The organism is Cedecea sp. Ae19-4 (assembly GCF_059801165.1).
Genome location: NZ_JBCHWG010000002.1, coordinates 762228 through 785099, shown reverse-complemented (window position 1 = coordinate 785099; position 22872 = coordinate 762228). Strand labels below are relative to the sequence as shown.

Genomic DNA, 22872 nt, shown 5'->3' with positions numbered 1-22872 from the left:
CGGGTCCTCCGTTGTCATCCGCAGATGGAATAGTGATTATTCCACCAGCAGTAATTTGTAGAGCGGTTGGTTTTGGTCCACCAGGTCGGCCAGCGTGTGCTTGTCCAGTTCCTGAAGGAAACTCTGCACCGCCTCAGCCAAAGCCTGTTTGAGTCGGCAGGCGGGGGTGATATGACAAAACTCACTGCTACAGTTCACCAATGAGAGCGGCTCCAGCTCGCGCACCACGTCGCCAATGCGGATCGTTTCCGCTGGCTTACCAAGGCGAATGCCGCCATTTTTTCCTCGCACGGCCATAACATAGCCCGCGCGGCTGAGTTGATTGATGATTTTCACCATGTGATTACGGGACACGCCGTACACCTCTGTGACTTCAGAGATATTGGTCATTCTCCCTTCGGGAAGAGAAGCCATATAAATCAAAGCACGTAAACCGTAATCAGTAAAACTCGTTAACTGCACATCAACCTCATGGGTGGGAGGGGAAACGCTTTGCGTAAGGCAAGTTGTACCTTAAGGCAGGTACATATTGATGATAAACCAGCCATATGGTTGCCAGCTAATTTATTTGATTGGAATGATGAATAAAGCGGCGGGAAGAAAGCGATACGGGGTGTGAAACCACACCCCGTGACATCATTATGCGTCGAACGGATCGCGCAGAATCATGGTTTCAGTACGGTCCGGGCCGGTTGAAATAATATCAATCGGTACGCCGGTGACTTCTTCAATGCGTTTGATGTAGTTCAGCGCTGCCTGCGGCAGACCGCTGCGCTCTTTCACGCCGAAAGTGGTTTCAGACCAGCCTGGCATCACTTCATAAATCGGTTCGATACCTTCCCAGTCATCCGCAGCCATTGGCGTGGTGGTCACTTCACGACCATCAGGCATACGATAGCCTACGCAGATTTTCACTTCTTTCAGGCCGTCCAGGACGTCAAGCTTGGTCAGGCAGAAGCCGGACAAGGAGTTGATCTGCACGGCACGACGCACGGCAACCGCATCCAGCCAGCCGGTACGACGGCGACGACCGGTAGTAGCCCCGAATTCGTTACCCTGTTTGCACAGGAATTCGCCGATGTCATCGAACAGTTCAGTTGGGAACGGACCAGCACCCACGCGAGTGGAGTAAGCTTTGATAATACCCAGAACGTAATCCACATAGCGCGGACCGATGCCGGAGCCGGTCGCAACGCCACCTGCGGTGGTGTTAGAGGAGGTTACGTACGGATAGGTACCGTGGTCGATGTCCAGCAGCGTACCCTGAGCACCTTCGAACATGATGAAGTCGCCGCGTTGACGCGCCTGATCCAGCAGGTCAGAGACATCCACAACCATGCTGGTCAGAATGTCGGCAACCGCCATCGCATCGTCCAGCACTTTCTGGTAGTCAACGGCTTCAACTTTGTAGAAGTTCACCAGCTGGAAGTTATGGTATTCCATCACTTCTTTCAGCTTGTCTGCAAAGGTGGCTTTGTCGAACAGGTCGCCAACGCGCAGGCCACGACGGGCCACTTTGTCTTCGTAAGCCGGCCCGATGCCGCGACCGGTAGTACCGATAGCTTTCGCGCCGCGAGCTTTTTCACGCGCAACGTCCAGCGCAACGTGGTAGTCAAGGATCAGCGGGCAAGCTTCTGACAGCAGCAGACGCTCACGTACTGGAATACCGCGGTCTTCCAGGCCTTTCATCTCTTTCATCAGCGCAGCTGGAGACAGCACAACGCCGTTACCGATGATGCTGGTGACGTTTTCGCGAAGAATGCCTGATGGAATAAGATGAAGAACGGTTTTTTCACCGTTGATTACGAGAGTGTGACCTGCGTTGTGACCGCCCTGGTAGCGCACAACATATTTAGCCCGTTCAGTCAGAAGATCGACGATCTTTCCTTTACCTTCGTCACCCCATTGGGTGCCCAGTACGACGACGTTGTTACCCATTTTTCAAAATCACCGTTTGCTTAAAAATGGATTCTACCATCGGTTTCTCAGATGAACAGCCCTTTTAGTATACAAAATCAGTTTCTGCCGGATAAATTTCACTCAGCTACTGGCGCGACTCAACATGTAGTAGATAACAATGCCAGCAACCACAAGACCACCGCCAAAACGGCGCAATAGCGTGTCCGGTAATTGCGCCATAGCCAGAATCATTCGCCGCCAAATGCGCGGATAAAGCATCGGTCCCAGGCCTTCGAGTACCAAAACCAGCGCAAGCGCCAGCCAGATTGTTGAATTCATAATCATCCTTTACGGGCATAAAAAAAGAGCCGGTAAACCGGCTCTTTCTCATTACTCAGCGATTAGCGTGAGCTATTGGCTGGCGTTTTCATGTAACGGAAGAAGTCGCTGTCCGGGCTCAGTACCATGATGTCCTGATTAGACTGGAAGCTGGCTTCATAAGCACGCAGGCTACGGATAAAGGCGTAGAAGTCTGGATCCTGGCTAAACGCATCAGCAAACAGCTTCGCGGCTTCAGCATCACCTTCACCACGAGAGATACGCCCTTCACGCTCGGCTTCTGCCAGCGTACGGGTAACTTCGTAGTCTGCGGTTGCACGCAGCTTCTCAGCTTCTTCCTGACCCTGTGAACGGTGACGACGGGCAACTGCTTCACGCTCTGCACGCATACGGTTGTAAATCGCCTCGGACACTTCAGCAGGCAGGTTAATCTGCTTAATACGGACGTCCACAACTTCAATACCCAACGCCGCCATACTGTTCGGGTTAACCACCGGCACTTTACCGTTGGTCTCTTCAGTAATACGCGCCGCTGCGGAAGCAATGGCATCGTCAGCTGCAGGCGTTGCGACTTCATCATCCGTGCCCGCAGAACCGGAGTTCAGAGCGTCACGGACGTCCAACGTCAGGCGACCACGTGAATCGGTCACGATGTCTTTCACATCCAGACGACCAATCTCAGACCGCAGACGGTCACTGAACTTACGCTTCAGCAGGACTTCTGCCTGAGAAACATCACCACCACCGGTGGCAAGGTAGTAACGGCTGAAGTCGCTGATGCGCCACTTGATGTAGGAGTCAACGATCAGGTCTTTTTTCTCTTTGGTTACAAAGCGATCGGCCTGGTTGTCCATCGTCTGGATACGCGCATCCAGAGTTTTCACGGTTTCAATGAACGGGATCTTGAAGTGCAGACCTGGCTCATACACGACCGGTTTGTTTTCATCATCACGCAGGACTTTGCCGAAGCGTAATGTAATGCCGCGCTCGCCCTCATGCACCACAAACAGCGAGGTGTAGATCACGACCAGCACGATGATAATTACTGCCACAAAAGACTTACGCATCGTTATTCACTCCCTACGCGCTGGGTATCGTTGCGCAGTGCGTTGGCACGGCGCTGATCCATGATATCGCCACTCGAGGAGGACGAAGAGGTACTGGCACTGCTGCTTGAGCTGGACGCTGGCGGCAGACGCAGCAAATTGTTCGCTGCGCTGTTATCGCTCTTCGCGGCCGGCTGCTGAGCGCCGCCCTTCAACATCTGATCCAACGGCAGCACCATCAGGTTGCCACCTTTATCGTTAACCAGCACTTTACGGGTGTGGCTAAGGACTTTTTCCATGGTTTCGATATACAGACGCTCGCGGGTAATCTGCGGTGCGGCTTTATATTCAGGCAGCATCTTAGCGAAGCGAGCCACTTCACCCTGCGCTTCCAGAACGGTTTGTGCTTTATATGCACGCGCTTCTTCCAGAATACGCTGAGCCTGGCCGTTTGCACGCGGCTGTACTTCGTTGCTGTAAGCTTCTGCCTCACGGATGTACTGCTGTTCGTTCTCACGAGCGGCAATCGCATCATCAAAGGCGGCCTTAACTTCTTCTGGCGGACGTGCCGTCTGGAAGTTTACGTCCAGCAGCGTGATACCCATGTTGTAAGGCTTGATGGTTTCTTCAAGCTCACGCTGGGTATCGCTACGAATTACGGTACGCCCCTCGGTGAGGATCTTATCCATAGTGTATTTACCGATAACGCCCCGCAGTGCGCTGTCGGTGGCCTGACGCAGGCTGTCATCAGCACTGGTCACGCTGAACAGATAGCGCTGTGGATCGGTCACGCGGTACTGCACGTTCATCTCAACGCGCACGACGTTTTCGTCAGAAGTCAGCATCACACCGGACGCCGCAAGTTCACGTACCGACTCAACGTTCACTGCCTGGACGCTGTCGATAAACGTCGGTTTCCAGTTCAGACCCGGCTCAACGAGATGGCTGAATTTACCAAAGCGGGTCACAACACCGCGTTCGGCTTCTTTAATGGTATAGAACCCGGTTGCGGCCCAGATAATGACCGCGGCTGCAGCCACAATACCGATCACTCGACCGCCAATAGGATTGCCCGGCCCCTGCGATGCATTACCACCGCCGCTGCCACCGCTTTTCCCGCCGCCAAGGCCGCCGAGTTTTTTACTCAGCTTGCGGAAGATATCATCCAGATCAGGTGGCCCCTGATCGCGCCCTCCTTTGTTACCCCCAGAGTCGCCGCCAGGCTTGCTGCTTCCCCACGGGTCGCGGTCCTGTCCGTTATTACCGGGCTGATTCCACGCCATGTTTATGCTCCATATTTGTTGTGCGGTGATATCCCCCGAGGGGGAAATAGTCTTCAGGACATTTATACCCGTCATACTTCAAGCCGCAGGTGCGTTGGCTGCGCCCGCTCACCCCAGTCACATAGTTAGGCTATGCTCCTGGGAACTCTCGGCCTTGTCGCCTGCCTGCAACTCGAATTATTTAGGGTATATGAACCAGTCTGATGACATCTAAACGATGTAATCCGCGAGTGCCGGTTCTTGTTTACAGAGGCGACGCCAGTCCACGATAGGCATACGAACTTCTAACCCCACGCACCCGTCTTCCTCTGTCCACTCTTTTTCTATTGCCTGAAGCTGATAAAAACGGCTCCGCAAACGCCCTGCCTGAGGGGGTAAACGCAGCGTATGCTGCGCAATTTCACCAGACAAACGCTCCGTCAGAGCCTGGAAAAGCAGTGGGACACCGGCACCGGTCTGTGCGGAAAGCCAGACGCGGATCGGCACATTCTCGTCGTTCCTGTCGATACGCGGCTCAAACTCATCCAGCGCATCGATTTTATTCATGACCAACAGCGTAGGGATTTCATTCGCCTCAATCTCTTCCAGTACGGTATCGACTGCTGCAATGTTTTCCTGCATCCGGAAGTCGGCCGCGTCAATCACGTGTAACAACAGCGTGGCCTGACGTGTCTCCTGCAAAGTGGCCTTAAACGCCGCTACCAGATCGTGAGGCAGGTGGCGAATAAAACCGACAGTATCTGCCAGCACGGTTTCGCCCACATCGGCGACGTCAATACGGCGCAGTGTAGGATCGAGTGTGGCAAATAGCTGATCCGCGGCATAAACATCGGCCGCGGTAATTCTATTAAATAGCGTGGATTTACCGGCGTTGGTGTAACCCACCAATGAAATCGTCGGCACATCGGCTTTATTACGTGAACGGCGTCCCTGCTCGCGCTGTTTTTCTACGCGCTCTAACCGCGAAAGGATCAGCATAATACGATTGCGCAGCAGACGACGGTCCGTCTCGAGCTGGGTTTCCCCTGGACCACGTAAACCGATCCCGCCTTTCTGGCGCTCAAGGTGAGTCCAGCCGCGTACCAGGCGCGTAGCCAAATGGCGAAGCTGGGCCAGCTCAACCTGCAATTTACCCTCATGGGTACGTGCACGTTGGGCAAAAATATCTAAAATTAACCCGGTGCGGTCGATAACACGACACTGGCACAGGGCTTCCAGATTACGTTCCTGGGCGGGCGATAACGCATGATCAAATAGCACAACCGACGCCCCAGTGGCCTTAACGGCCTCGGCAATCTCAACGGCTTTGCCTTCACCAACAAAATACTTTGGGTGCGGGGACTTGCGGCTACCGGTTACCACCTGCAGCGCTTCGACACCGGCTGAAGAGACCAGGGATTCAAACTCCGCCAGGTCTTCCATGTCTTTGTCTTGCGAAAAATAGATGTGAACCAGTACCGCCTGCTCACCGGCATCATAACGGTCAAACAAGCGTATAACCTCTCAAAAAGACCAGCGGGGAACGCAGTTGAACTGGTCCCCCGACCGGGAAAACAACAAGCAACCTTATTCGGTTTCTTCGCTGTCTTGTTGCGGCGCAGAACCAGCCTGCGCGCTGCCGCCGTGATGGTAGCCGCCAGAACCGCCGGTGCCGGTGTTATTGCTATGATGAGAAACCGGACGAGACGGAACAACGGTAGAAATCGCGTGCTTATAGACCATCTGGCTGACCGTGTTTTTCAACAGGATCACGAACTGATCGAAAGACTCAATTTGACCTTGCAGCTTAATACCATTCACCAAATAAATAGAAACTGGAACACGTTCACGACGCAGTGCGTTCAAGAACGGATCTTGTAAAGATTGCCCCTTAGCCATTCTATCTTTTCCTTATATGTTTGTTGTTTGTCACTCAAGAGCGATTAGCTCTGAAAAACTGCGTAAAAATTTGCGCACGCTGACGATTCAATTGTACACATTCACCCATGCTTCGCACTAACAACCTGTAGCACTTCGCTGTATGCCTGCTCAGGTTTTTCACTGTCTAACCAGTGAACTCCTTCCCAACCACGCAGCCAGGTCATCTGGCGCTTAGCCAATTGACGCGTCGCGCAAATACCTCGATAAACCATTTCATCGTATGACGTTTCACCGGCCAAATAAGACCACATCTGGCGGTAGCCCACACAACGGATGGAAGGCATCTCCGTATGCAAATCTCCGCGAGCAAAAAGCGCCCGCACTTCTGCTTCAAAACCTGAAGCTAACATCTGATGAAAACGCTGCTCAATTCGCTGATGGAGCAGTTCACGGCTCGCCGGGGCGATGGCGAACTGATGCACCTGATACGGCAGAGCTTCTCCTGACGTTTGCGTCAGTTCCGTTAAAGTTTTACCCGAAATGAAAAAAACTTCCAGTGCCCGGGAAAGCCTTTGCGGATCATTTGGATGAATCCGGGCAGCGGCAACCGGATCGATTTCCTCCAGTTGACGATGCAGCGCATTCCATCCTTGCTCTGCCGCCTGTTGCTCTATTCTTGCCCTGACTTCCGGGTCCGCCGACGGCAGTGGCGAAAGCCCTTCCAGCAGCGCTTTAAAATAGAGCATAGTGCCGCCGACCAGCAGCGGAATACGCCCGGCGGCGGTAATTTCAGCCATCTCGGCCAGCGCATCGCGGCGAAAATCTGCCGCAGAGTACGCCTGAGCCGGGTCAAGCAGGTCCAGTAACCGGTGAGGCGCCTGGGCTTGCTCTTGTTCCGTTGGCTTAGCGGTACCGACATCCATTCCACGATAGATGAGGGCCGAATCTACGCTTATCAACTCTACCGGCAAAGTTTTACGCAAATTAATAGCAAGTGCCGTCTTACCTGAGGCCGTTGGCCCCATTAAAAAAATCGCCTGTGGCCTTTTTTTATCTTCAGTCATCTTTCAGGGCGTTCATCGCCGATTGTAAATCAACAGGTTGCAGTAAACCGCTGGGGGGTGATTTCACCAACTGCGGGCAAAGACGTTCAACGTCTGCCAGCAGGGTAATCGCCTGAGCCTGACTCCACTGTTCGCGATCGCTTGCCAAATGACGAGCAATCCACAAAGCCAGCTGGCCCGCCGAAACGTCCGCCTGTTGCGCCAGGTATCCTGGCAGTTCGTGAATCAAGATTTGTAAATTTTGTTTCCGTAAAGGTAAAGGTACCGTGCGAATTGTTATCTGCCGGGCATCGGTATCAAACTCAATGCCCATTTCTTTTAAAAGCGCCTGATATTTAACCAATACGTCATGTTCTTCGCGACTGACTTTCAGCCGGAGCGGAATCAGCAGCGGCTGAGCACGCAGGCCTTCACTCCCCGGCGCCAGTTGCGCCTGTTTTAGCCACCGTTCGGCCACCACCAGCGAAAGCAGCGAAAGTTTGCCCTGTCGCTCCAGCAAAGCTTTATCCGGCGGTAAAACCGTTAACACCCGGCCAAAACTTTGCGAGTGGCCGTCTAACGCAGCTGGCTCTTCAGCACGAACGGCAGGTTTTGGCTCGACGTCGGGCGTCTCAAGCAACTGATGGTAAAGGGCACCCTGCTGCTTTTGATAGCCAGGCGCTGCGTGTGGCCAAAGGGGCGTACCTCCGACCCCGGCTGGACGGCCACCGCTGCCAGATGTAGACGAAATCTGCCTTGGCGCAGTCTCACGGGGCTCACGCGCGACGGCTGGCGTGGCAAACTGATTGCGCCCGGCGGCAACACGGTTTTCCGGCTGCCAGCGCTCAACGGGCGTTTCCGCCGTTTCTTCCAGCGCCAGGGCGTTCTCACCCTGCTGCTGAAGTACGCTTATCACGCCCTGATAAATAAAGTCATGCACCAGCCGTGACTGATGGAAACGCACCTCATGCTTCGCAGGGTGAACGTTAACGTCCACCTGATGCGGGTCGATCTCCAGATACAGCACAAAGGCTGGCTGCTGATCCACGCCCAGTTTGTCTTCACAGGCCTGGCGAATCGCATGGTTAATTAAGCGGTCGCGCATCATGCGCCCGTTAACATAACAATATTGGATCTCCGCCAGGGCCGAAGTGGTTGCAGAAGGCTCAGCAACCCAGCCACGTAGCATCAAATCCCCGTGCTGCCACTCAATGGCCAGCGCCTGTTCAAGAAACGGCGTACCGCAAATGGCCCCCAGGCGACGCTCGCGTGGCGCATCTTCCTGTACGGCACGGTACTGGCGGATCATTTTGCCGTTGTGATTAAGCGTGATAGAAACGTCGAACCGCGCCAGCGCAATGCGGCGGACCACTTCATCAATATGATTAAATTCGGTTTTTTCGGTGCGCATGAACTTTCGGCGCGCAGGCGTGTTGTAAAACAGATCGAGCACTTCGAGCGTTGTTCCAACGGGGTGCGCGGCTGGTTTGACCGTCACAGCCTGGTCACGCCCTTCGGCGTAGGCCTGCCAGGCTTCATTTTGTTCTGCGGTACGCGATGTCAGGGTCAGGCGGGAAACGGAGCTGATACTTGCCAGCGCTTCGCCGCGAAACCCGAGGCTGATAATGGCCTCCAGATCGTCAAGCGAAGCAATTTTACTGGTGGCGTGGCGAGCCAGCGCCAGCGCCAGCTCTTCCTGCCTGATACCGCAGCCGTTGTCCCGAATACGAATGAGCTTCGCGCCACCACGTTCAATGTCGATATCTATGCGCGTGGCCCCGGCATCAAGGCTGTTCTCAACCAGCTCCTTCACTACCGACGCAGGGCGCTCTACAACCTCGCCAGCGGCGATCTGGTTCGCAAGCTGCGGCGGCAGAACCTGAATCGGCATGTTATCTCCTTAGTTGGTCACCGCGACCTGCTGCGGCGAACCCAGTTGGCTACGGGCAGTTTGCTCATTCGATGGAGCAGACTGCAGCGGGTGCTCGCGGAAATAGTTACGCAGCCCCTCATAAATGGCCTGAGCTATTTGCTGCTGGTAAGAGTCGCTGCCAAGCAAGCGCTCTTCGGAACTGTTGCTGATGAAGCCCGTTTCAACCAACAGAGAAGGAATATCCGGTGAACGCAGCACGCCCAGGCTCGCGTGTTCCGGGCGGCGCTTATGCAAAGAGCCTACGCGCTGCAGCTGAGCCAGCACTTTGGTCGCGACATCATACCCGACGCGCTGAGAATGACCGAACTGCAAATCCAGCACAGCCTGGCTCAGGTAGGGATCGGCCTGGCTATTTGCCAGCACATCTCCCGCGCCGCCCAGCAACTCAGATTGTTTCTCGTGCTGCTCCAGCCAGCCCGCCATTTCACTGTTTGCACGGCGGTTAGAAAGCACCCAGACGGATGCGCCAGTGGCATCGCGATTCGGCGCTGCATCCGCATGAATAGACACTAGCAGGTTTGCATTCTGCTTACGCGCTACGTCTGAACGCCCCATGACCGAGATAAAGTAATCCCCATCGCGCGTCAGTACGCCACGGAACATCGGGTCATCGTTCAGCAGGGCTTTCAGCTTCCGCGCGATAGAAATAGTGACGTTCTTTTCCTGCGTGCCGCCGGGGCCAATCGCACCGGGGTCCTGACCGCCGTGACCGGCATCAATGGCGACCACGACGGTATCCGACGGGCCACTGTTTTTTGCACGAGCCGCCGGGCGAGTCACGGTATTAGAACCTATCACGCCGGTGATCTGCTGAGGCTTAAAGGGATTACGGGCAGGATCTGGAGCCTGAACGGGGGCAACGGGCTCAACGCGTTTAGCCACAACCGGCGGCGGTGGTGGAGGTGGAGGTGCATCAGCGTTGATTGTAAAGATAACGGTATAGTTGGCACCGTTTTGCTGTTTCACCGCGCGGGTTTTACCAGGCTGGGTTAAATCGACGACCAGGCGCAAAGATTGATCGTCTTTTGGCTGTCCGGCGCTAATGCTTTTCACCAGATTACTGCCGCTAAACTGCAAAGGCAGTCCGCGAATCACGCCGGTTTGTTTGATATCCAGCGCAACGCTTCGCTTATTATCCTGTGAAAAAGTGTATTCCGGGTCGCCCATAAAACTAAAAGTGATACGTGCCTGATTTTCACCGTTGGAAACCTGAATATCAGACAGCGCCGCCGCCCCCGCTTGTGCACAGCACAGCAGCAGGAATCCAGCCATCAACCAACCTTTCACGCGATAGATCATCCCGTCATCCTTGCTATTTGGCTAACCGCGCCAGTAACGCTTCACCAGATGAGGAAACGGCGGCAATGCGCGCTTCGCGACCTTGCGCCTCGTAGCTCAGGTGAATTTCGACATCCGGGTCCGGGAGCACACCTGTCCCCTGCTGCGGCCATTCCACCAGGCAAATTGCGTCGTTGGTGAAATAGTCACGGATCCCCATAAATTCAAGCTCTTCGGGGTCTGCCAGACGATACAAGTCAAAGTGATAAACCATCAGGTTATCAAGCTGATATGGCTCAACTAATGTATAGGTTGGGCTTTTAACGTTGCCCTTGTGCCCCAGGGCCTGTAAAAAACCACGGCTAAAGGTGGTTTTGCCCGCGCCGAGGTCACCATAAAGGTAAATCACCGTCGCGCCCTCACAGGCCTGTGCCAGGCGTTCACCCAACGCTAACGTTGCCGCTTCTTCAGGTAATGCAATAACTCGATTCATCATGGCTTCAGGTATTCAAATCCGGGTTAACAAACAGGTAAAGCGTTGAAAGCAGGTCGCTTGCCAGCATGCCGCGCATGCCTCGCTGGCGAGCTAAAACATCAGCCGCCGCGCCGTGGGCCACGCAGCCTGCACAGGCAGCATCATAAGGGGTAAGCTTCTGTGCCAGCAATGCGGCAATGATCCCCGACAGCACATCCCCCATTCCACCGCTTCCCATCCCGGCATTGCCAACGTCGATAACGCCCAGCCGATCGTGGCTGGCAACCAGCGTGCCGGCACCTTTTAAGACCACGGTTCCGCCATAACGTTTGACCAAACGCCTTACTGCAAGTAAGCGGTCACTCTCAATTTGTGACACAGCGCAATTTAGCAGCCGTGCCGCTTCGCCGGGATGAGGCGTAATCACGCGATTCTGACGTTTATCCGGGTTGATTGCCAGAAGGTTAAGCGCGTCCGCATCCCAAAGCATCGGTTTACGGCTATTTTCGACTTTCTGCAGCGCTTTCTTGCCCCATTCCTGCTGCCCAAGCCCTGGCCCAATGGCCACCACATCCGCCCATTCCAGAGCCTCATCAAGCGATAGTGGCGTCAGCTCATGAACCATTAACTCAGGGCAAGCGGTAAGCAGTGGCGCAACGTTTTCAGCACGAGTAAGTACCCGAACAAGACCCGCGCCTGCACGAAGCGAAGCTTCGCCTGTCATACGAATGGCTCCGGCAGTGCCGCTGTCGCCACCAATCAGTACCAGCCGCCCGTTATCCCCTTTATGCGAAGTCGGCCGCCTCGGTTTAATCCACCCGGCAAGCTGCTGAACATCAAACCGGGAAATGGGCGCGATCTGCCTTTCGAGCCAGGGTTCAAGCCCCAGAGCGGCATAGTGCAATCTACCAACCACATCTCGCGCCTTCCCTGTGAGTAAACCTGGTTTGAGTGCGATAAACGTCACCGTATCCGCCGCCTGAACCACCGTGCCGGGCACAGCGCCCGTTTCTGCCAGCAGACCAGAAGGAATATCCAACGCAACAACCGGTGCAGGGTGATCGTTTATATGCTCAATCAGTTGAGCAATACCTTCACGCGGCGCGCTACTTAAGCCAATGCCCAGCAAGGCATCAACAATCAAATCAACGTCTGCGGGCCAGATTTTATCGGGATCGTGCGGAACGCCGCCCGCATTAAGCCACGCTTCACGCGCCTGAGCGGCTTCTTCGGGCAAGGGCTTATCGCTTTCTACCGCCAGCAACGTTGTCTGAAAACCAGCCGCCTGCGCCAGCCGGGCAACGACATACCCGTCTCCGCCGTTATTTCCGTGCCCACAGACAATCAGCCAGTGGCGAGCGTCAGGATAACGCGTGCGAGCAATCTGAAATGCCGCTTCACCGGCACGCTGCATCAGTTCATAAAGCGTAATGCCCAGGCTATTGGCGGCGTCTTTTTCAGCATTACGCAGCCAGTCTGCCGGCCAGACCGAATGTGGTATACTTTTGACGTACTTTTTCAGGTTATGGTCCGTCATGTCACAGCCCCTCGATTACAATCAGTTAGCGCAAAGCATTAAACAATGGGGCAAAGATCTTGGCTTCCAGCAGGTCGGTATTACCGATACCGATCTCACCGCCAGCGAGCCGCAGCTGCAGGAATGGCTCGACAAGCAATATCACGGTGAAATGGACTGGATGGCCCGGCACGGCATGATGCGCGCGCGCCCACACGAACTGGTGCCCGGTACGCTTAGGGTCATTAGCGTTCGCATGAATTACCTTCCAACCAACGCCGCCTTCGCCTCAACGCTGAAAAACCCGCAGCTAGGTTACGTCAGCCGCTACGCGCTGGGCCGTGATTACCATAAAGTCTTGCGTAACCGCTTAAAAAAGCTGGGGGAAATGATTCAGTCCCACTGCTCCACGCTGAATTTTAGACCTTTTGTTGACTCCGCGCCGCTTCTTGAGCGCCCCCTGGCCGAAAAAGCCGGGCTGGGCTGGACAGGTAAGCACTCACTAATCCTTAATCGCGAGTCGGGTTCGTTCTTCTTCCTCGGCGAATTGCTGGTCGACATTCCGCTGCCGATTGATTCCCCCGTTGAGGAGGGCTGCGGCCGCTGTGTAGCCTGCATGACCCTTTGCCCGACCAACGCCATCGTCGAGCCCTACACGGTGGACGCAAGACGGTGTATTTCCTATCTGACCATAGAACTTGAAGGTGCAATCCCGGAAGAATTCCGGCCGCTTATCGGCAACCGCATCTACGGCTGCGATGACTGCCAGCTAATCTGCCCGTGGAACCGCTACTCGCAGCTTAGCGAAGAAGATGACTTCAGCCCTCGTAAGGCACTCCATTCTCCGCCGTTGATCGAGCTGTTTGCCTGGAGTGAGCAGCACTTCCTGCGCGTGACCGAAGGCTCAGCGATCCGTCGCATTGGCCACCTTCGCTGGCTGCGTAATATCGCCGTTGCGCTGGGCAACGCGCCCTGGGATGAGGCGAATCTGGCCGCGCTTGAACAGAGACAAGGTGAGCACCCACTTCTGGATGAGCACATTGAATGGGCGATTGCGCAACAATTAGCCAGACGAAGCGAGCAGGCCGTTGAGGTTCAGTTACCGAAGAAACAGCGTCTGGTGAGGGTGATTGAGAAAGGGCTTCCGCGCGACGCGTGATATGTCCACAGCGTGTGCATAACATTCAAAAACACGTTGTCATTCAAGTGTCAAAATTTCTGCAAGCATTACATTAATATTTCGACACTAAATTAATACCTTAATTATCAATGCATTAAAATATTGGTGTAATAAATATTACATTTGTAGAAGACGCGAGGAACGACAGAAGGCTGTGGATAAGTCTGTTCATAGTTGTATTGCAAGACAGCAAAATACCATCCGCGACGCTTGCTGGACGCTGTGGATAATTTATGCTTGAAAGGAAAATTTGGAGCGGGAAACGAGACTCGAACTCGCGACCCCGACCTTGGCAAGGTCGTGCTCTACCAACTGAGCTATTCCCGCTCTGTGTAACGCTGCAAATTCTGCATCGGTACGGGAGGCGCATTATACGAGAATTCGTTTTTGTCGCAAGCCCTCAAGCGTTTTTTTTCGCGATTTTCGTCTGACTGCTGGTTAAATCGCCATGATGATTATTTTATCGTCGTCTTTGGCTATTTTCCCCTCACCTTTCGGCAAGGGGACTGTTTTTAAAGCTTAATAAAATTCTCGCGATAGTAAGCCAGTTCCGCTACGGACTCGCGGATATCGTCCATCGCCTGGTGGGTCCCCTGTTTTTTAAAGCCGGGCAGAATTTCTGGCTTCCAGCGACGCGCCAGCTCTTTCAACGTGCTCACGTCGAGGTATCGATAATGGAAGTAGGCTTCCAGCTCAGGCATATACTTAAACAAGAAGCGACGATCCTGCCCGATGCTGTTCCCGCAAATTGGAGATGTATTCGCCGGCACCCACTGCTTCAGAAACTCCAGCGTCGCCAACTCCGCAGCACGGTCGTCAAGCGAGCTTGCTTTCACGCGCTCAACCAGCCCGCTTGCGGTATGGGTGCGAACGTTCCAGTCATCCATTAACGCCAGCTGTGCATCAGACTGATGTACCGCGATGGTTGGCCCTTCTGCCAGAATGTTCAGGTTGGCATCAGTCACCAGGGTAGCAATCTCAATAATGCGATCCCGCTCGGGATCCAGACCGGTCATTTCTAAATCAATCCAAATCAGATTGTTTTCGTTTCCACGCATGTTATTTTCCACCCTTCTTGTGCGTCGCCCACCCTTGACGATGGGTTAATTCGTATAAAATAGTGTGTATCATAGAGGTTTTGCCCCCCAGGGGCGACCAGGAGCCAGTACGCTTGAGCAAAAATAAACTCTCCAAAGGACAGCAGCGCCGCGTCAACGCGAACCACCAGCGTCGTCTGACAAAAACCGTGGAGAAAGCCGACTATGACGATGCCCAGTTTGGTGAACCGCGCGAAGGCACGGTCATCAGCCGCTTTGGCCAGCATGCGGACGTCGAGTCGCACGAAGGCACGGTACATCGCTGCAACATTCGTCGCACCATTCGTTCGCTGGTTACCGGCGACAAGGTAGTCTGGCGCCTGGCGAAAGAGGCCGCCGAAGGCGTCTCGAAAAAAGGGATTGTGGAGGCCGTGCATGAGCGTACCTCCGTTCTGACCCGCCCAGACTTTTACGACGGCGTAAAACCGATTGCGGCCAACATAGACCAAATCATCATCGTTTCGGCCATTCTGCCGGAGCTGTCGTTGAATATCATCGACCGCTATCTCGTTGCCTGCGAAACCCTCGACGTTGAGCCACTGCTGGTGCTGAACAAAACCGATCTGCTGGACGATGAAGGCCGGGCCTTCGTTAACGAGCAGATGGATATCTACCGCAAAATTGGCTATCGCGTGCTGATGGTTTCCAGCTATAAAGCAGAAGGGCTTAAAGAGCTTGAAGCCGAGCTCGTGGGCCGCATCAGCATCTTTGCGGGCCAGTCCGGTGTGGGTAAATCAAGCCTGCTGAATCACCTGTTAGGCTTCACCGATAAACAAATTCTGGTGAATGACGTTTCCGACGTCTCTGGTCTTGGCCAGCACACCACCACGGCTTCCCGCCTTTATCACTTCCCGGGCGGCGGCGATGTCATTGACTCCCCCGGCGTGCGTGAATTTGGCCTCTGGCACCTCGAGCCTGAACAAATCACCCACGGGTTTGTCGAATTCCATGATTACTTAGGCCGTTGTAAATACCGCGACTGCCGCCACGACAATGACCCAGGCTGTGCCCTGCGAGAAGCCGTGGAACAAGGCCAGATCGCTGAAACACGTTTCGAAAACTACCACAGAATTCTGGAAAGCATGGCGCAGGTAAAAACGCGTAAAAGCTTTTCTGATACTGACAACTGACAATTAAGCTGGGCGCCGCTAGAATCGCCCCTTTTCTGTATCGGCCCACATGCAGGGCATTTAGCCAGGAGGCTATTTTGTTAGACAACATTAAACTTTCGCTGCAGTACATTCTGCCAAAACTGTGGCTGACTCGCCTGGCGGGCTGGGGCGCAAGCAAACGTGCTGGCTGGCTGACCAAACTGGTCATCGATCTGTTCGTCAAATACTACAAAGTCGACATGAATGAGGCGCAAAAGCCGGACACCGCCGCTTACCGCACCTTCAATGACTTTTTTGTGCGTCCACTGCGCGATGACGTACGTCCGGTAAATACCGACCCTAACGTGCTGGTGATGCCTGCCGACGGTGTGATAAGCCAGTTGGGCCGCATCGAAGAAGATAAAATCCTGCAGGCAAAAGGCCATAACTACAGCCTGGAAGCGCTGCTGGCAGGTAACTACCTGATGGCCGACCTGTTCCGCAACGGCAGCTTCGCCACAACTTACCTTTCACCTCGTGACTACCACCGCGTGCACATGCCGTGTAACGGCATTCTGCGTGAAATGATCTATGTTCCGGGTGACCTTTTCTCCGTCAATCACCTGACGGCGCAAAACGTCCCGAACCTGTTTGCCCGTAATGAACGCGTGATCTGCCTGTTCGACACCGAGTTTGGCCCAATGGCGCAAATTCTGGTTGGTGCTACCATTGTTGGCAGCATTGAAACCGTTTGGGCTGGCACCATTACGCCACCGCGTGAAGGCGTGATTAAACGCTGGACATGGCCTGCAGGCGAAAGTGAAGGTGCCGTTGCACTGCTTAAGGGCCAGGAAATGGGTCGCTTCAAGCTGGGCTCGACGGTGATTAACCTCTTTGCGCCGGGTAAAGTAAACCTGGCAGAGCAGCTGAAAAACCTGTCCGTCACCAAAATCGGCGAAGTGCTGGCTGTCTCAAGCGAACCCGTCATTGAGCCTGAAGTTCCGGTGAGCGAAATCCCTGCCGAGATGCTGGACACCAAAGCAGACGAACCCGAAGCGCCAAAAACCGCAGAATAACGTCTAAAATCAGGCGACCGGTCACCCCGGAGCCTGCAAGCTCACAGCACTTAACCACGAAAATCAACCCATTGATTTTCTGCTAAAACATCCAAGAGGGAGACATGGTTTTCCCTCTTTTCCAGCAACGTTATAGGTAACTGACGTGCGCCTGATTATCACGTTCCTGATGGCCTGGTGCCTCAGCCTGGGGGCATACGCAGCGACAGCCCCCGATGCAAAACAAATCTCGCAAGAACTGGAGCAGGCTAAGGCCGCCAAAAACACGCCTAACCAGGCAGAAATTGTTGAAGCACTCCAGTCGGCACTGAATGCGCTGGACGAGCGTAAAGCCTCGCTCGAACGCGCCGAACAATACCAACAAGTCATTGATAATTTCCCTAAACTGTCGCAAACCCTGCGTAAGCAACTGACCAACCTGCGCGATGAACCCGAGGAAGTTTCCCCGGGCATGAGCAGCGACGCGCTGAACCAGGAGATCCTGCAGGTCAGCAGCCAGCTTCTGGACAAAAGCCGCCTTGCTCAGCAGGAACAGGAAAGAACCCGGGACATCAGCGATTCGTTAAGCCAGCTGCCTCAGCAGCAAACGGATGCGCGCCGCCAGTTGAACGACATCGAGCGCCGCGCCGGTACCCAACAAAGCGGCGGTACCCCGCTCGCCCAGGCCCAGCACTTCCTGCTGCAGGCCGAATCCGCACGCCTGAAAGCGCAGGTTGATGAACTCGAACTGGCGCAGCTTTCCGCTAACAACCGCCAGGAGCTTTCGCGCATGCGCGCCGAACTGGCGCAGAAGCAAAGCACCCAGTTGGATGCCTATCTCCAGGCGTTGAGAAATCAGCTCAATAGCCAGCGCCAACGTGAGGCGGAACAGGCGCTGGAAAGCACCGAACTGCTGGCGGAAACCAGCGCTAACCTGCCGCCGGAAATCGTCGAGCAGTTCAAAAATAACCGCGAGCTTTCCCAGGCACTCAATCAGCAAGCTCAGCGTATGGACCTGGTCGCCTCTCAGCAGCGGCAGGCCAATAACCAGACGCTGGAGGTCCGCCAGGCGCTGAATACGCTCCGCGAGCAATCCCAGTGGCTCGGCGTTTCCAACGTGCTGGGTGAAGCGCTTCGTGCCCAGGTCGCCCGGCTGCCGGACATGCCCAAACCGCAGCAACTGGATACCGAGCTGGCTCAGCTGCGCGTAGAGCGCCTGCACTATGAAGATTTGCTCAATAAGCATGCTCAACTGCGACAGGTTCGCCAGGCAGACGGCAGCCCGTTAACGCCGGAACAAAATAAGATCCTGCAGGCCCAGCTTCGCACCCAGCGAGAGCTGCTGAATTCGCTGTTGCAGGGCGGCGATACCCTGATCCTTGAACTCACCAAGCTGAAAGTGGCCAACAGCCAGCTGGAAGATGCCCTGAAAGAGGTGAACGAGGCGACCCACCGCTACCTGTTCTGGACATCGGACGTCAGCCCAATCGGCATCAGTTGGCCGCTGGAAATCGTTCAGGATCTGCGGCGTCTGGTCTCGCTGGATACCTTCAGTCAGTTGGGGAAGGCCGCGATCATGATGGTGACCAGCAAAGAGACGCTGCTGCCGCTCTTTGGCGCGCTGATTCTGGTCGGGTTTAGCATTAGCTCGCGCCGACACTTCACCGCCTTCCTGGAGCGCTCCAGCGCCAAAGTCGGCAAAGTGACCCAGGATCACTTCCGCCTGACGCTGCGCACCGTGTTCTGGTCGATTCTGGTCGCCTCTCCGCTTCCCGTACTGTGGGCGACGCTCGGCTATGGTTTGCAGGAGGCATGGCCTTACCCTATCGCCGTGGCGATTGGCGACGGTGTAACCGCCACGGTTCCCCTGCTTTGGGGGGTGATGATCTGTGCAACCTTCGCCCGCCCTACCGGGCTGTTTGTGGTGCATTTCGGCTGGCCGCGCGAGCGCGTAGGCCGGGCCATGCGCTACTACATCATGAGCATCGGCCTGATTGTGCCGCTGATCATGGCGCTGATTATGTTCGATAACCTCAACGACAGAGAGTTTTCTGCCTCTCTGGGCAGGCTTTGCTTCATCATGATTTGCGGCGCGCTGGCTATCGTCACGCTTAGCCTTAAGCGCGCCGGGCTGCCGCTCTACCTCGACAAACAGGGCGATGGCGACAACATCGTCAATACCATTCTTTGGAACCTGCTGCTTTGCGCACCGCTGATGGCCATTCTGGCGGCTGTCGTCGGCTATCTGGCGACGGCTCAGGCGCTACTGGCGCGGCTGGAAACCTCCGTGGCTATCTGGTTCCTGCTGCTGGTGATTTATCACATTATTCGCCGCTGGATGCTGATTCAGCGCCGCCGTCTGGCCTTTGATCGTGCCAAACACCGCCGGGCTGAAATCCTGGCCCAGCGAGCGCGTGGCGAAGAAGAGACGGCGCATGCCAACAGCACTGAAGGATCGGCCGAAACCGTGGACGAACCGGAAGTCGATCTGGATACCATCAGCGCCCAGTCCCTGCGCCTGGTACGCTCGATTCTGACGCTGATCGCCCTGCTGTCGGTGATCGTTCTGTGGTCGGAAATCCACTCGGCGTTTGGCTTCCTCGGCAACATCACGCTGTGGGATGTCACCTCCACGGTTCAGGGTGTGGAAAGCATCGAGCCGATTACGCTTGGTGCGGTACTGATTGCCATTCTGGTGCTGATTATTACCACCCAACTGGTGCGTAACCTGCCCGCGCTGCTGGAGCTGGCGATTCTCCAGCACCTGAACTTAACCCCCGGCACCGGCTATGCGATCACAACCATAACGAAGTATCTGCTGTTGCTGATTGGCGGCCTGGTTGGCTTCTCGATGGTGGGGATTGAATGGTCCAAACTGCAGTGGCTGGTGGCGGCGCTCAGCGTGGGCTTAGGCTTCGGTTTACAGCAAATCTTTGCCAACTTCGTCTCCGGCCTGATTATTCTGTTCGAGAAGCCGATACGCATCGGCGACACGGTCACCATCCGCGATCTGACGGGCACCATCACGCGAATCAACACCCGCGCGACAACCATCAGCGACTGGGACCGCAAAGAAATCATCGTGCCGAATCAGGCCTTTATTACCGAACAGTTCATCAACTGGTCGCTTTCGGACTCGGTCACGCGCGTGGTGCTCACTATTCCTGCTCCGTCAGAAGCAAATACGGAAGAGGTCACCCAGGTCCTGCTGGAAGCCGCACACCGCTGCACGCTGGTGCTCGATACGCCAGCGCCGGAAGCCTTCCTGGTTGATCTCCAGCAAGGTATCCAGATGTTCGAATTGCGTATTCACGCGGCGGAAATGGGCCACCGAATGCCGCTGCGCCACGAAATCCACCAGCTGATTCTGCAGGGCTTCCGCGAGCACAACATCGAGATGCCGTTCCCACCGTTCCAGATGCGTCTGGAGAGCCTCGGCGGCCAACGTAGCAGTAAGACGATTAAATCCGCGGGCAGAGCCGCCAGAACGCCTGGCAGCCTGTAATTTCAAGGAAGGGCAAAACGCGTTGGCAAAAAACCAACGCGTTTTTTATTTCAGCAGTTTAGGCAGTTCACGCAGGCACCAGGCTTTGGCCTCGCCCATGCTGTCGCGCCGCCACGCCATGATGATATCAATCTCGTTGGTATATTCCGGGCTAACCACCCGCAGGCGACCTTCGGCAATATCCTGCTCAACCAGCGGATACGGCATCGTCGCCACGCCAAGCCCGGCCAGCAGCGCCAGCCGCTTCTCTTCGATAGAGCTCACCGTCAGGCGCGGCTGTTTGTCCAACAGACGTACCGTTAACACCGGCCTTTCACGGGCGGTATCGGCCACCGCCACGCCACGATACTTCACGCGGGTCACCTCAGAAAGAGGCTCCGGCTCCTGATGAATCGGGTGATCCGGCGCGGCAACATAAACGCTCATCACTTTGTAAAGCTTGCGGGAGTTAATCTCCGAGGAACTGCGGAAGTGCATATCCGGCGCGATAACAATATCCGCCCTGCCCTGCTCCAGGCGCTCCCAGGCCCCGGCCAGTACTTCGGTGAAAATAGATAATTGGGTGTCAGCTTTATCGGCCAGCTTATCCACCAGCGGGAACAGTTTTTCCGTCGGCACCAGCGCTTCGGTGACGATGGTCAGGTTTGCCTCCCAGCCCCGCGCCAGCGCTTCCGCGTCAGTGGTCAACTTATCCGCCGCTTCAAGCAGCACGCGCCCTCGTTCCAGCAGCATACGCCCCACGTTGGTAAATTTGGTGCGGTGGCCGGATCGGTCAAACAGCACCACATCTAACTCTTCTTCCAGTTTTTGCATGGTGTAGCTGAGCGCGGACGGTACACGTCCCAGCTCGTCGGCCGCAGCGGCAAAGCTCCCGCGCCTGTCAATCGCATCCATGACCCTTAACGCTTCCAGCGTCAACGCCCTTTCTTTCGCCATTTCGTTCTCATTCAGGAAATTTGAACATACCGAGCAGATTAACTGGCTAACAATGCAGCGTCCAGACCCTTAACATGGGTTTAGTGTAAAGAGAGGTCAAGAATTATGATTACGACAAGAACAGCCAAACAGTGTGGTAAAGCTGACTACGGATGGCTGCAGGCTCGCTACACCTTTTCTTTTGGACACTACTTCGACCCGAAACTGCTGGGCTACGCCTCTCTGCGCGTGCTCAACCAGGAAGTTCTGGCCCCTGGAGCCTCGTTTCAACCGCGCGGCTACCCGAAAGTAGACATCCTCAACCTGATTCTGGAAGGGGAAGCGGAATACCGCGACAGCGAAGGCAACCATATCCAGGCCAGCGCCGGTGAGGTCCTGCTGCTTTCCACCCAGCCGGGGATCAGCTATAGCGAGCACAACCTCAGCAAAGACAAATCGCTGACGCGTATGCAGCTGTGGCTGGATGCCTGCCCGGATCGTGAAAATCCGCTGGTACAAAAGATCCCGTTAGCGGGAACATCTCATCAGCTGATTGCCTCGCCGGATGGCAGCAATCACAGCCTGCAGCTCCGCCAGCAGGTGTGGATCCACCATATTGAGATGCAAAAGGGCGAGCAGCTAAGCTTCCAGCTTCATGGCCCACGGGCCTATCTGCAGTCAATTCACGGCACGGTGCATGCGGTGACGCCATCAGAAGAGAAAGAAGCGCTCACATGCGGCGATGGCGCGTTTATTCGTGATGAGGCGAATATCACCCTGGTCGCCGATACGCCGCTGCGCGGCCTGCTGATCGACTTACCGGTCTAACCTACCGCCTGCCTCTTTCGTCCTGAAAGGGGCAGCATCCTTCTATCCCTGGGTATTTCTCCGCAAAATTCATTCTGTAGAAAACCGCCTCGTCCAGGACACAAGCCGCATACGGCCAAAAATTGCCATGCCTACGAATAACATCCCCGATATATTCTCGTTGGTTTTGGTGCTTTATTACTTTGGTTAATGCTCACTTGCATGGTCGGCGCAACCGCTAACTCGTTCAAATATTTCGATAAATCATCATTCAATCTTGCAATCAGCGCGCGCGTAGACTACCAGTTCTGCTTCTGTAAAAGCCCCATATAGTAAGTAAATATTTAAGGGCTGCGTTTCCTCTAGCCCTTACTATTTATCATGACTTAAATAATAACCTAATATTTATAATGAGTTACGAATACCTGGTGTGAGTTTTACTCTTCCCATACCAAAGTTAAGGGTTCGGTATACCTGAGAGCGCTCTTTTATTAGGGTAAAGAGGAAAATCGCGTTACATATTTCTTAATATGTAAACTCTGTGACGCTC

Annotated in this window: 19 protein-coding genes and 1 tRNA gene; 5 read left to right on the top strand and 15 right to left on the bottom strand. The window is 54.9% G+C overall.

Annotation, left to right across the window (positions count from 1 at the left end):
* Positions 1-36: 36 nt before the first annotated feature.
* From nsrR to nnr, 12 genes are all read right to left on the bottom strand, one after another.
* Positions 37-462 carry a nitric oxide-sensing transcriptional repressor NsrR gene (gene nsrR, locus AAIE02_RS16505; protein ID WP_008460383.1) on the bottom strand — a complete coding sequence of 142 codons (426 nt, stop codon included), beginning with the start codon at positions 460-462 and terminating at the stop codon, positions 37-39.
* Between the two features lie 177 nt (positions 463-639).
* On the bottom strand, positions 640-1938 hold the full coding sequence (locus AAIE02_RS16500; protein ID WP_008453598.1) for an adenylosuccinate synthase: 1299 nt from the start codon (positions 1936-1938) through the stop codon (positions 640-642).
* A 102-nt stretch (positions 1939-2040) separates the two neighbouring features.
* Complete coding sequence (locus AAIE02_RS16495; protein ID WP_008453600.1) at positions 2041-2238, bottom strand: DUF2065 domain-containing protein; 198 nt, start codon at positions 2236-2238, stop codon at positions 2041-2043.
* A gap of 62 nt (positions 2239-2300) precedes the next feature.
* Entirely contained in the window at positions 2301-3305 is a 1005-nt protein-coding gene (hflC, locus tag AAIE02_RS16490; RefSeq protein WP_008453602.1) for a protease modulator HflC, read from the bottom strand.
* A gap of 2 nt (positions 3306-3307) precedes the next feature.
* Positions 3308-4567 carry an FtsH protease activity modulator HflK gene (hflK, locus tag AAIE02_RS16485; protein ID WP_166877258.1) on the bottom strand — a complete coding sequence of 420 codons (1260 nt, stop codon included), beginning with the start codon at positions 4565-4567 and terminating at the stop codon, positions 3308-3310.
* Positions 4568-4777: 210 nt separating this feature from the next.
* Positions 4778-6058 carry a ribosome rescue GTPase HflX gene (gene hflX, locus AAIE02_RS16480; RefSeq protein WP_008453606.1) on the bottom strand — a complete coding sequence of 427 codons (1281 nt, stop codon included), beginning with the start codon at positions 6056-6058 and terminating at the stop codon, positions 4778-4780.
* 75 nt (positions 6059-6133) lie between these two features.
* On the bottom strand, positions 6134-6445 hold the full coding sequence (gene hfq, locus AAIE02_RS16475; RefSeq protein WP_008453608.1) for an RNA chaperone Hfq: 312 nt from the start codon (positions 6443-6445) through the stop codon (positions 6134-6136).
* Positions 6446-6546: 101 nt separating this feature from the next.
* Positions 6547-7491 (bottom strand): tRNA (adenosine(37)-N6)-dimethylallyltransferase MiaA, encoded by a 945-nt coding sequence (miaA, locus tag AAIE02_RS16470; RefSeq protein WP_008453610.1) that lies wholly within the window; start codon positions 7489-7491, stop codon positions 6547-6549.
* A complete protein-coding gene (gene mutL, locus AAIE02_RS16465; RefSeq protein WP_498532907.1) occupies positions 7484-9361 on the bottom strand; it encodes a DNA mismatch repair endonuclease MutL in 1878 nt (625 codons plus the stop codon). The genes miaA and mutL overlap by 8 nt, the downstream gene beginning before the upstream one ends.
* A 9-nt stretch (positions 9362-9370) precedes the next feature.
* Complete coding sequence (gene amiB / locus AAIE02_RS16460; RefSeq protein ID WP_336983523.1) at positions 9371-10702, bottom strand: N-acetylmuramoyl-L-alanine amidase AmiB; 1332 nt, start codon at positions 10700-10702, stop codon at positions 9371-9373.
* Positions 10703-10715: 13 nt separating this feature from the next.
* Entirely contained in the window at positions 10716-11177 is a 462-nt protein-coding gene (gene tsaE / locus AAIE02_RS16455; protein ID WP_008453617.1) for a tRNA (adenosine(37)-N6)-threonylcarbamoyltransferase complex ATPase subunit type 1 TsaE, read from the bottom strand.
* A 4-nt stretch (positions 11178-11181) separates the two neighbouring features.
* A complete protein-coding gene (gene nnr / locus AAIE02_RS16450) occupies positions 11182-12693 on the bottom strand; it encodes a bifunctional ADP-dependent NAD(P)H-hydrate dehydratase/NAD(P)H-hydrate epimerase (RefSeq protein WP_498532906.1) in 1512 nt (503 codons plus the stop codon).
* Between nnr and queG the strand changes: the two genes are divergently transcribed.
* A complete protein-coding gene (queG, locus tag AAIE02_RS16445; RefSeq protein ID WP_166993296.1) occupies positions 12692-13831 on the top strand; it encodes a tRNA epoxyqueuosine(34) reductase QueG in 1140 nt (379 codons plus the stop codon). The genes nnr and queG overlap by 2 nt on opposite strands.
* 272 nt (positions 13832-14103) lie before the next feature.
* Here the strand turns inward: queG and AAIE02_RS16440 are convergent.
* Positions 14104-14179, bottom strand: a tRNA-Gly gene (locus tag AAIE02_RS16440).
* Positions 14180-14364: 185 nt separating this feature from the next.
* A complete protein-coding gene (gene orn / locus AAIE02_RS16435; protein WP_498532905.1) occupies positions 14365-14910 on the bottom strand; it encodes an oligoribonuclease in 546 nt (181 codons plus the stop codon).
* A 113-nt stretch (positions 14911-15023) separates the two neighbouring features.
* Here orn and rsgA point away from each other — a divergent pair, with 113 nt between their 5' ends.
* The 3 genes from rsgA (at position 15024) to mscM (ending at position 20600) form a co-directional block, all read left to right on the top strand.
* Positions 15024-16079, top strand: a complete 1056-nt coding sequence (rsgA, locus tag AAIE02_RS16430; RefSeq protein WP_008453624.1) for a small ribosomal subunit biogenesis GTPase RsgA — start codon at positions 15024-15026, stop codon at positions 16077-16079.
* A gap of 77 nt (positions 16080-16156) precedes the next feature.
* Positions 16157-17116: an archaetidylserine decarboxylase gene (gene asd / locus AAIE02_RS16425; protein ID WP_336983525.1), complete on the top strand. Its 960-nt coding sequence runs from the start codon at positions 16157-16159 to the stop codon at positions 17114-17116.
* A 145-nt stretch (positions 17117-17261) separates the two neighbouring features.
* Positions 17262-20600 (top strand): miniconductance mechanosensitive channel MscM, encoded by a 3339-nt coding sequence (gene mscM, locus AAIE02_RS16420; protein WP_213714727.1) that lies wholly within the window; start codon positions 17262-17264, stop codon positions 20598-20600.
* 45 nt (positions 20601-20645) lie between these two features.
* On the opposite strand, the gene AAIE02_RS16415 is transcribed toward mscM, so the two are convergent.
* The gene (locus AAIE02_RS16415) at positions 20646-21536 is read right to left on the bottom strand and encodes a LysR family transcriptional regulator (RefSeq protein WP_008453630.1); all 891 of its coding nucleotides are present in this window, start codon (positions 21534-21536) and stop codon (positions 20646-20648) included.
* A gap of 105 nt (positions 21537-21641) precedes the next feature.
* Here AAIE02_RS16415 and AAIE02_RS16410 point away from each other — a divergent pair, with 105 nt between their 5' ends.
* Positions 21642-22343, top strand: a complete 702-nt coding sequence (locus tag AAIE02_RS16410) for a pirin family protein (protein ID WP_213714729.1) — start codon at positions 21642-21644, stop codon at positions 22341-22343.
* The last annotated feature ends 529 nt before the right edge of the window (positions 22344-22872 follow it).

Bases quoted from the DNA above. Each gene is read 5' to 3' on its own strand.
- AAIE02_RS16500 (WP_008453598.1), bottom strand. From the start codon at position 1,938: ATGGGTAACAACGTCGTCGTACTGGGCACCCAATGGGGTGACGAAGGT.
- AAIE02_RS16495 (WP_008453600.1), bottom strand. From the start codon at position 2,238: ATGAATTCAACAATCTGGCTGGCGCTTGCGCTGGTTTTGGTACTCGAA.
- hflC (WP_008453602.1), bottom strand. From the start codon at position 3,305: ATGCGTAAGTCTTTTGTGGCAGTAATTATCATCGTGCTGGTCGTGATC.
- hflK (WP_166877258.1), bottom strand. From the start codon at position 4,567: ATGGCGTGGAATCAGCCCGGTAATAACGGACAGGACCGCGACCCGTGG.
- hfq (WP_008453608.1), bottom strand. From the start codon at position 6,445: ATGGCTAAGGGGCAATCTTTACAAGATCCGTTCTTGAACGCACTGCGT.
- miaA (WP_008453610.1), bottom strand. From the start codon at position 7,491: ATGACTGAAGATAAAAAAAGGCCACAGGCGATTTTTTTAATGGGGCCA.
- mutL (WP_498532907.1), bottom strand. From the start codon at position 9,361: ATGCCGATTCAGGTTCTGCCGCCGCAGCTTGCGAACCAGATCGCCGCT.
- amiB (WP_336983523.1), bottom strand. From the start codon at position 10,702: ATGATCTATCGCGTGAAAGGTTGGTTGATGGCTGGATTCCTGCTGCTG.
- tsaE (WP_008453617.1), bottom strand. From the start codon at position 11,177: ATGATGAATCGAGTTATTGCATTACCTGAAGAAGCGGCAACGTTAGCG.
- queG (WP_166993296.1), top strand. From the start codon at position 12,692: ATGTCACAGCCCCTCGATTACAATCAGTTAGCGCAAAGCATTAAACAA.
- nnr (WP_498532906.1), bottom strand. From the start codon at position 12,693: ATGACGGACCATAACCTGAAAAAGTACGTCAAAAGTATACCACATTCG.
- orn (WP_498532905.1), bottom strand. From the start codon at position 14,910: ATGCGTGGAAACGAAAACAATCTGATTTGGATTGATTTAGAAATGACC.
- AAIE02_RS16415 (WP_008453630.1), bottom strand. From the start codon at position 21,536: ATGGCGAAAGAAAGGGCGTTGACGCTGGAAGCGTTAAGGGTCATGGAT.
- AAIE02_RS16410 (WP_213714729.1), top strand. From the start codon at position 21,642: ATGATTACGACAAGAACAGCCAAACAGTGTGGTAAAGCTGACTACGGA.